Origin of the sequence: Psychrobacter piscatorii, from assembly GCF_001444505.1 — a bacterium.
In the GTDB taxonomy this organism is placed as follows: Bacteria; Pseudomonadota; Gammaproteobacteria; order Pseudomonadales; family Moraxellaceae; genus Psychrobacter; species Psychrobacter piscatorii_B.
In genome coordinates this window covers 1-6,811 of the sequence record NZ_LNDJ01000132.1, presented here as the reverse complement: position 1 = coordinate 6,811, position 6,811 = coordinate 1, and the positions used below count along the sequence as shown (strand labels likewise).

Below are 6,811 nucleotides of genomic sequence, written 5' to 3'. Positions count from 1 at the left end.
AATTCCCTACTGGCTTATGTAATATTACGTAATTGTTTCGATACATCCTGTATATTCTTGTATTAACCCTTAATTATTTATCTATTTTAAGGGTTAATAACCGATAAATCCGCTTACATTGTCATCAAAAGTTACAAATTCAAAGTTATTTTTGCTTTTAAAGTCGCAATAGCTAATGATTTTTTTGATGAAGAATCATTTTATAAGCAATAGAACAGTCTTATACCTGCCTCATTTACTTTTAACGCTAACACTATAATCAAAGTATTCTTAACTGCTAACACACTATAATTGCTGCTCTACCGATTCAATATCAGCATAAACTTGGGTCGTCCCGTCTTTATTGAGCTGCATAACCTGATAGGGCATGAATTTATTTTGATACTCCATACCTGGGCTACCAACAGGCATGCCAGGTACGGCAAGACCCATAGCTTGTACTGGCGGATTTTCTAAAAACTGCGCCATATATTTAGCGGGTACATGACCTTCAAAGACGTAACCATCAGTAGTGACTACAGTATGGCAAGAACGCATTTCATTTGGAACGCTGTAGCGCTCTTTAAATACGGCTAAGTCCGCAACATCTTGCGCGGTTGCACTTAGACCATTATCTTCTGCATGACTTATCCATTCTTTACAGCAGCCGCAATTGGCATCTTTATAGACAGTGGCTGAGACGTTTTTTAGTAGGTCTGGTTTACTTACTGATGTCATCATAGGAGTATTTATAACGTTTGGTTCAGCTGTCTTTGGAACAGCCAAAACATCTTCAGTTGATGCCGATGTTGTGCTTGCATCAGATACGCCACTACTCGGTTGGCTACAAGCAAATAGTGATGAGGCGGCAAGTAATACTAACGTACTACGCAACCCCTTAGACAGATAACGATTGAATATAAGACTGGATTTTATTTTTAAGGGGGTCATAGTGCTCTCTCATGTACTGTAGATATTGTGAGCTATAGAAGGTCAAGTAACACTTCATATCGTTTGGTAATGTAGCATAATAACCCATCAAACGGAGTACGTAAATTTATCCATTGAGCAGTGCGGACTGGTATCATAAGCAGTTTTCATTTTGAAATGCTGCCTGTAGTATTAACAGGTCTATCCGAGTTTTGGATTTTGACTAAAAATTCAAAACTCATAATTTTGGATAATTTGCGATGCGCCTGTCTACTATTAATCTACAAAAGCGTTTGAGTACTCACTTAAATCAATTACCGCTATCGCTTACGCTAGTAGCAGCATGGCTTGCAGGGGCTATTTTTTTATTTTCGCTAGCGCCTTATGGGTTTTGGCCGCTAGCAATAGTATCACCAGCGATTTTATATGCGCTGTTGGTGACAAGTATGAGTGGTCGTCGCGCTTTTATTATCGGTGAAGCTTACGGTATGGGGCTATGGTGCGTCGGCGGCTTTTGGCTCTATACTGCTATCCATGATTATAGCGATACACCAACGTGGCTCGCATTGATTATGATTGCATTGATGGGTCTCGGTATGGGACTGTTTCATGGATTGTTAGCACTAGTCTTTAACCGTATGGTAGGCAAACAACCCTTTTCATTTGCTGCTCTTTGGGTGCTACAAGAATGGTTAAAAACTTGGTTATTCACAGGCTTTCCGTGGCTGTTTGTTGGTTATGCATTTACTGAAGAGTATTGGTTATCGTCCTTAGCACCCGTTGCTGGTGTTTTTTCCGTCTCTTTTGTTGCCATACTATTGGCTGCAAGTTTAGTAGAGCTACTGCTTCGGCGCAGTAGTTATGCCATCGTTTCTGTACTGTTATTAGCCATTAGCACATCATTATGGCTGGTCAATCCGCAATGGACAAAACCTAAGGGCACACCTGATCTGTCAGTGTCATTGATTCAAGGTAATATTTCACAAGATATAAAGTGGCTGACTAAGTATCAAGTAGAAACGCTAAAGATTTATGCGAAGTTAACACGCACTGAGTGGGGACGTGATGTGGTGGTGTGGCCTGAATCATCTATTCCTATGTTTCAGGATGAGGCTGCGGGCTTTATTAGTGAAATGATAGAAATGGCTAATGCGACCAATACGACATGGATAACTGGTATCCCTTATAAGGATAAAGCGGCATTCAATGCCAGTACGGATAAGTATCCCCCATTTTACAATAGCGTGATTGCTCGAGGTGTAGAAGCGGAAGGCCTATACAAGAAGCAGCGTCTAGTGCCTTTTGGAGAGTATATTCCATTTGAAGGCGTGCTCGATATTTTCCCAAGTTTGGCCGGTAGTCAGGATATTAAGAGCTATAGTCGTGGTAGTGATCAGCAGTCACCTCTAAAGGTGCGTGGACACAATATAGGGACGGCTATCTGTTATGAGGTAGCTTATCCAGATACCACGCGTAAAAATGCCATCGATACTGACTTTTTGTTGACCGTCTCTAACGATGCCTGGTTTGGCACTTCAGCAGGACCATTGCAACATTTGCAAATGGTACAAATGCGCGCGCTTGAGAACGGGCGCTGGTTTATTCGAGCGACCAATACTGGTGTTACCGCTATCATTAACCATAAAGGTCGTATTGTAAAACGCGCACCGCAGTTTGAGCGTACTGTACTACGTGGTGAGATACAGGCACGGGTTGGTAACACGCCCTTTATGCTTATGGGAAATTATCCTATCTTGATAATAATAACCCTGTTATTACTAATAAGCTATTTTGGCAAAGGTCTAACCACACTTAGAAGACGAGGGTAATAGTAAACTTAATCATAATAATTTAATCAGCGTAAGTTTTTTATTTTTTCTAGGTAACGTCCTAACGCACGTAAATATAAAAGTTTTAAACTATTGATCACATAAGAACTGATTGAAAAAATTATGTTGACATAAGGCACGCGCCTCATACTTAAAAAGAGATAGCTATATACGGTCTATCATCTTTTAGTTGATACTTTCATTTAATGCACGCGATTTTTGATTGTCATCTGCCTTAGTACCAAATTCAATAGTTGCATGTTGTATATTCTGATGCGCCAAATCTTCCTTGATGTTTTCTTTCATAGTAATAGTCTCTTCAAACGTTATATCGGTCTTCGGTACAATATGAACTGTAAGAGCATTCTCAGTGGTACTCAAAGCCCAGATATGTAAATGATGAAAGTTTTGAATAAAATTATAGCTCTCTAAGATAGCAGTGATTTTACTGAGATCAACATTTTGAGGTACTCCGTCGATAGCAAGCTTGATACTCTCTTTTAGTAGACCCCAAGTCGATAACAGTATAACGACTGAAATAATCAAGCTAACTAGAGGATCAACGATATTCCAACTTGTATAGTAAATAATAATGCCCGAGATAACGACACCTACAGAGACCAATGCATCTACCATTAGATGCAAGAAAGCACCTTTGATATTAATATCGTCTTTTTGACCTTTGTAGAATGCAAAAGCAGAAACAGTATTTATAAATACACCTATTAGAGCTGTAATAATAATAACTTTTCCTGCAACTTCCGGTATCGTATCAAATCGACCCAAGGCCTCATACGCAATACCTATAACGATTGTAACTAACAATATGGCGTTAATAAGAGACGCCATTATAGAAGCTTTTTTGTAGCCATAGGTATAAAGCGTAGTAGATGCTTTCTGTGCTAATTTCATTCCAATTAACGAGATTATTAAACTGGCAACATCACTTAAGTTGTGGCTAGCGTCTGCGATTAAAGCTAATGAATTAGTTGAATAGCCCACTATAAACTCGATGAGCGTAAATGCAGAATTTAGACCAATCCCAATATAAAAAGCTTTATTCATATTTTTAGGGTCTGGAGCTTGATGACTGTGGTTATCTGAATTACTCATAATTTACCCTTGTTTAGGTTGCTGCATTTTATTAAAGGTAGAAAATAAGTTTATTGCATATTTTCTATATTGCACAGTCAATATTGCTCTAATACCGTAGACCCACTTATTTTTATCAATAAACTGAGCCACAACTTGATTGTGTGTCCTATCTCTCCTTGGGCGAAAAAAGCGGATTTTACTGTAATCTAACTGGCTTACGTAAGCTTCTTGTTCTCATGTTCAAGCTCTTTAGTATGTGTAGCTTAGTCTTGAATGTTGGTTAGTATAGTTTCATTAGTGTGCTTTTTATGACATGACCACATAAAGGTGTAATCGTTTAATGCTTCAATCAGCATACGAACGGCGCGTTCTTTAATCTCAGGAGTGTAGGTTTGTCTTTTCATTAACGTATTCTCTCAGAAAGATGATTTACCGCTTCTTAACAGCGCGTGTAAAACCTTGCATCTGACGACTAAGCCGGTCTTCATAGTAAACTATCCCAGTATTGTCAGAAACTTAACGTCTTGTGAGGATGTACTAAGTGCTAACTTCAAAATGGTTGAAATACCTACGCTAAATGACGACAAAAAAAGCCTAAGCAATCTAATGAAAAAGTAGATAATAAAAACCCAATCTACATGACAAACAAAAAAATGCCTCTGGGAGTTGACTCCCAGAGGCATTTAGTTTTAAATATAGCTAACGGTTACAGCGTGTTGACGCACACTGTAACGAACAAATAAGCACCTGAACTGCGTTATTTGAACAGCATTAAATGCCCGTGTAGGTGCATTTTATCCAAAATTTGCTTTCATATCAACTTTATTCACTATACATTTTAAAAACCGCTTGTTCGCTCGTTACATCCTCGTGCTGCTCTCTTTATAACCGTTACCCGTCAAATGGGTGGCAGGCTAAGGCGACGACTGCGTTTGACAGAAGGGTAAAGCTCTCGACAGGGGGTTCTAGACATATTGAGCAACGCAATGAGTGGTTATTTGTGCATATCGTAGCGGTATATTGGGTGTATTGCCCTTGCTAGCGTATGACAGCACAGTAGCGGTTAAGAGCGTGTCTAGGCGGTGCTATCAGCCGTAATCTTAACAACCGTAGCTTGATACAGTGATACGGTCTTGATGACGCGATGGGCGATGAAGTCGGCATGACTAATCACATCAAATCCAAGGAATGCACTAAAGTGTTTGTGAGTATGCTAGAAAATACTCATAGATGCTTTAGGGTGAGTGTTCCTTGAAATCTGCTCAAGGCTCCAAAATCAGCATCGGAACTTACTTAGGCTAATTTAAATAGTATATAGCCCACTAGGCTATATACTATTAGACTTCAGAGAAAAATTTAGAATAGTTCTTATACAACAGTCATTTATTCAGTGAGTCGATATTGTCATAGTTGATTCATAAGCTTAGTGTGAATAGAACGAGATCTACGCTTTAGGTAAAGTCTCTTCCTAGCTCATAACTATTCTTTATCTTGGAACCTTGAATACTTTTATTTAATCAACATCCAAGGCGTTATCTTTGTTTTGAATAAGTATTAGATTATCTTGAGCTTTCTTGAGTTTATTTTGTAACACAGTCACTTGTTCTTGTTCTGATAGGTGACGGCTCGATAGCTCGCCATATTGCTTATTCAATATACTATGTTCAGCTTCAAGTTTAGCCTGTATTTGAGTCAGCTGCTCATAAAGTCCTGATAGCTTATCACGTTCAAAGGTTACCGCCTTTAGCTCTCCTTTGATCTCTGCGGTAGCAGTTTGTATCTCATTGCGTTCAGCTGTGACCGTCTTTAGCTCTGACTTAGTGGCTTTAAGCTCCGCCTTTAAACGTGCAATCTCTGCTTTATCGCTATCAGCTGTAGCTTTAAGCGTGGCTACCTCACCAAGACTACTAGTAAGCTCTACAGATTGCTTATCTAATGCGCTACGTGTCTCTACAAGCTGTGATTGTGCTGTTTCTGCTTTAGTTCGTTCAAGCTCTAATTGATGCTTAGTATCTGATAGCGTCTGTTTGGTAGCATCATGGTCAGCTGTGGCTTGCTGAGCCGCTTTAGTTGCTGTCTCCGCAGTAGTGGCCACTTCGTCCAGCTGCTGTAGTAGATCTGCTTGTTCACCCTCTAAGGTTTTAACTGCTTCTTGCGCTTCGTCCGTCTCTGCTTGTGCCTTAACCTTAACCACCTCTAGAGCTTCACGCTCCTTAGACAGCCTATCGTTCGCCATATCAATAGCTGTCTGCCACATATCAGCGCCAAGCGTGTGCAAGCGTTCAGTGATACCGCTAGGTAAATCCACTTGTTGCAGCTCTTGCTCTTCCTGCTGTTCTCGCTTCCAACTCTGCATCGCATCACTAATGGTAGTGAATGAGCCACCGCCTAGCGCCTTACGCACCTCTGCCAGTGTCGGCTTTATCCCTTGCTCCTGTAATCGGTCAGCTGCTGCATGAATATCTTGTGTGGTGAGTGCCATGATTTTGTATTCCTTGATAGTGCATTGTAGTATGTTGTATATAGTATAATACAATATACAACATACTACAATGCAAGGTGTAAAAAAACCCCAAGTCGTCTTGAGGTTATAACTTGTTGGCTAAGACTTAATGATCAGTTAGGTATTCTTCTAGGGCATCATTGATCATGTCCTGATAGTTACCGCCTGTCTGCTTGGCTCTGTCCTTAAACTTAGCAAGAATGCTTGGGCTGATAACACTGGCTTCTGTAGTAAGCGTTTGTGGTTTGATACTGCCACGGATCGCGCCTGACCAGTCGGTGATTTCTGGAATGTCCGATAGATCAATGTCGTCATCGCTAAGCGTTGCTAAGTACTCTAAGTCCGCTTGCTGCTTAGCCGTTAATGGCGGCAACTTATCTATGTGATAACTAACCTTGTTCATATTGTCTCCTTTCAATCTTTGTGGCACGCCTGGCAGAGATAATGCGTATAACCTTGTATCTTGAATAACCGC

General features: G+C 40.2%; 6 protein-coding genes. 1 reads left to right on the top strand and 5 read right to left on the bottom strand.

What is annotated here, in order from left to right:
- Positions 1–285: 285 nt before the first annotated feature.
- Positions 286–930 (bottom strand): DUF411 domain-containing protein, encoded by a 645-nt coding sequence (locus AS194_RS13180; protein WP_083499708.1) that lies wholly within the window; start codon positions 928–930, stop codon positions 286–288.
- A 239-nt stretch (positions 931–1,169) separates the two neighbouring features.
- On the opposite strand from AS194_RS13180, the gene lnt reads away from it, so the two are divergent.
- Complete coding sequence (lnt, locus tag AS194_RS13175; protein WP_058025954.1) at positions 1,170–2,738, top strand: apolipoprotein N-acyltransferase; 1,569 nt, start codon at positions 1,170–1,172, stop codon at positions 2,736–2,738.
- Positions 2,739–2,924: 186 nt separating this feature from the next.
- Here lnt and AS194_RS13170 read toward each other — a convergent pair whose 3' ends face one another.
- From AS194_RS13170 to AS194_RS13155, 4 genes are all read right to left on the bottom strand, one after another.
- Entirely contained in the window at positions 2,925–3,851 is a 927-nt protein-coding gene (locus AS194_RS13170) for a cation diffusion facilitator family transporter (RefSeq protein ID WP_058025953.1), read from the bottom strand.
- A 245-nt stretch (positions 3,852–4,096) separates the two neighbouring features.
- Entirely contained in the window at positions 4,097–4,237 is a 141-nt protein-coding gene (locus AS194_RS13740) for a hypothetical protein (protein ID WP_156410079.1), read from the bottom strand.
- Positions 4,238–5,346: 1,109 nt separating this feature from the next.
- A complete protein-coding gene (locus AS194_RS13160) occupies positions 5,347–6,315 on the bottom strand; it encodes a DNA-binding protein (RefSeq protein ID WP_058025952.1) in 969 nt (322 codons plus the stop codon).
- Positions 6,316–6,442: 127 nt separating this feature from the next.
- Positions 6,443–6,811: hypothetical protein (locus tag AS194_RS13155; RefSeq protein ID WP_264753457.1), on the bottom strand; the 369-nt coding region annotated here is incomplete at its 5' end.